The sequence below is a fragment of the Flavicella sp. genome, assembly GCF_029238425.1.
In the GTDB taxonomy this organism is placed as follows: Bacteria; Bacteroidota; Bacteroidia; order Flavobacteriales; family Flavobacteriaceae; genus Flavicella.
The window spans coordinates 1-2948 of the sequence record NZ_JAQWGB010000180.1; the positions used below are offsets into that span (position 1 = coordinate 1).

Sequence of the window (2948 nt, forward strand, 5' to 3'; positions counted from 1 at the left end):
AGCTGGAAATACTACAGGAAGATTACAGAGGTAATCCCATCACTCACTATTTTTAACTAACAAAATCTCTCACTTTTTGTATAACAAAAGTTGAGAGATTTGTTTTTTCCACAAGACTCAATCGTCAGAAATCCTTAAAAAACAAGGCCTGAGAGACACGTTTTTTCAAAATACATGATTATACAAAAAGTATACTGTCTTAATAATTGAGTATATTAAGAAACTTTCCTTAGTATATTTGTAACAACAAACAAAAACCAACCCTTAAACCACAAGATGTTGAAAAACATAAAGATAGCCTTCCTTATCTTTGTTTCAATTTGCTCTTTTAAATTAGCAAAAGGCCAAAACAAGACTGAGAACGATTCATTAGCCTATTATACAAAGAGGTTTATTACGGCTACTAATCAATACTCTTACTTTCCTGACAACTCTTACTATGTTTATAGTAAGTGCTACAACTATTTTAAAAAGTCTAACAACTACGAAAAAGCTGCTCAGAGTCTTTATCAGATGTCAGATTATAAAAAAGCCAAAGGAAAAACAAGCAAAGCTTTTGAATTGCTATGGGAAGCTCTTTACTACGTAGAAAAAACAAACAACAATGCTTTAAAAGCTGTTATCCACAGAAAAATTTCATTCTTGTACGATTTTTTCAACAAAACGCAAGAATCTACTTACCACTTTCAGCAAGCCTTAAATTTTTCAAAAAAAATTGATATTGTTAAGGGCAGCGACAGACAACAATTAAATGCAAATTATCTAAATCTTGCTTCTAGAAAAAGAAATGCAGGTGACTTCCTTCAAGCAATGATTTATTTAGACTCACTTGAATTTTCTAAAAACATGGTTTCAAACGGTAACTATGTATATGTTGCCTCCAGAATTGAAAAAGCTAATTTGCTCATTAATTTGAAAGACCCAGAAAAAACAGCTAAAATTCTTTACAAATTAAAAAGTGATACCGACAAGAAAAACACAAAACACAAAACAAAAATATATTTTGCACTCGGTGAACTTAACAAATCAATTAACCAATCAGACAGCGCTATTTATTACTATGAACAAAGTTTAAAATTCATTGACAAATTAAACTTTAATGTCATGTTACTGCCAAAAGTTATTAGTGAATTGGCCAACCAATACGTTCATAAAAACAGAGCTAGAAAAGCCTATTTTTTACTAAAAGAAAGAATCCGCATTACAGATAGCATCAACAATCTAAGAACGGATGCGTATGCCGATTTATTTGAGATAAAGAATAGCTACTTAGAATCTATCCGTAAAAAAGACAACCTACTTGAAGAGAAAAATTCTATCATTGAAGAAAAGGAAGAAACTCAATTTTTATTAAAATTAGTTTTAGCCCTCGTTATTTTAATTACTATCATTATCATCTTCATCGGAAAAATGAGGCTGAAACTCAGAAAAACAATTCTGGAGAAAAAACAAACAGAACTACAATCTACTCTTAACAAACAAAAGATTGAAGCCAAAATGGAACTCAAAAGCAAAGAGCTTACCTCCTATGCTTTGCAATTAATCGACAAAGACAGTGCGATTGATGATCTATTAAACGTACTTAAAGAAAAAGCTCCAAGCTCCTACAAATCCTTAAGTAATAAATACAAAAAAGGCGCGGAAAACCTTTGGGATGAATTCAACCTACGATTTACGGAAGTGAACTCCGAATTCTATACAAGACTGAAAGAAAAGCATCCTAACTTTACCCCTACAGAGCAAAAGCATTGTGCGCTAATCAAGTTAAAGTTTACTACCAAAGAAATGGCTAGAATTTTAAACATCGAAGCGCACAGTGTTAATATTTCCAGATCTAGAATTAGAAAAAAAATAGGTTTAAAACGCTCGGATAGCTTAGAAACTTATGTTACGAACTTATAAGAACAGAAGAAGATTATTGGAAAGAAAAGATCCCAATAATCTTTTCTTTCCAAAATAGATTCAGAACTTAGGTCAAGATTTTTTTACTGTTTCCAAAATATATAGAAGCATGATTATACTAAATATTTTCTTGTAAACAACACCTACTTTCCTATCAATTCCTCATTTTGATTCTGAATACGTTTTTTCTGTTTTTTACTCAAACTACGCTTAAAATAATCTTCAGGTGTATATTTTACTCTTGGCTCCTTCATTTCATGATCATCTAAATCTTGACTTAAATCACAATCAAACCTTGTTAAAATAGAATGTGTTTTTCCACGACCACCAAGATTGATAAAATGTGCCATTCCCCAAGTTATTCCTCTACCATCTTTCGTATCTGTAAAAGCATCTGGCACAAATGGTGCTGCTGCATAAGGCATCATTTCTGAGATTGCAGCAATTTCAAAATTGACACCATCTTCAGCAAATTGAATCGTATTGTGTTCATTTCCATCTTTATAAACTAACGCAGTAATTCCGCCTTTAAATGGAAATAAAGAAGTCTCATGCCCCGAAGAAATAACAGGATTTAAAGGATGTTTTGTAAAAGGACCTAGCGGATTATCTGCCGTAGCAAGACCTTGCATTCTGATCCAATCCCCCTTTACTCCAAAATCAGATTTATAATATAAATATATCTTTCCTTTATATACCAAAGGATAAGGATCATGAATTGAAAATTCATCCCATTCCCCTTTGGCCCCATTCGGAATTACAATTTTATTATAAGGTGTCCAAGGACCTTCCGGTGAATCTGCATAAGAAACGGCCACAGGACAATCATCTCCACGTTTACCACTTGCCTCCATAAACCCTTGGTAATACAAATAATATTTACCCTTCCATTTTAAAATATCAGTGGTAGTAACCGACCTCCATCCTACTATAGGTTTCTCTGGCCTTGTAATTGCAACACCCTGTTCCTCCCAATGAAACCCATCTTTACTCATTGCGTACCAAATCTCCGCTAAATCCCAATCAGATGATGGGATTTTATCTGT

At 32.8% G+C, this 2948-nt stretch carries 2 protein-coding genes; one reads left to right on the plus strand and one right to left on the minus strand.

Annotated features, from left to right (window positions below; all coding sequences use genetic code 11):
* Nucleotides 1-513 precede the first annotated feature (513 nt).
* Nucleotides 514-1902, plus strand: coding sequence for a hypothetical protein (locus P8H68_RS12340; RefSeq protein WP_300325635.1), 1389 nt, complete (start codon nt 514-516; stop codon nt 1900-1902).
* 143 nt (nt 1903-2045) lie between these two features.
* Here the strand turns inward: P8H68_RS12340 and P8H68_RS12345 are convergent.
* Nucleotides 2046-2948 (minus strand): family 43 glycosylhydrolase (locus P8H68_RS12345; protein ID WP_300325638.1); only part of this gene is annotated, 903 nt, incomplete at its 5' end.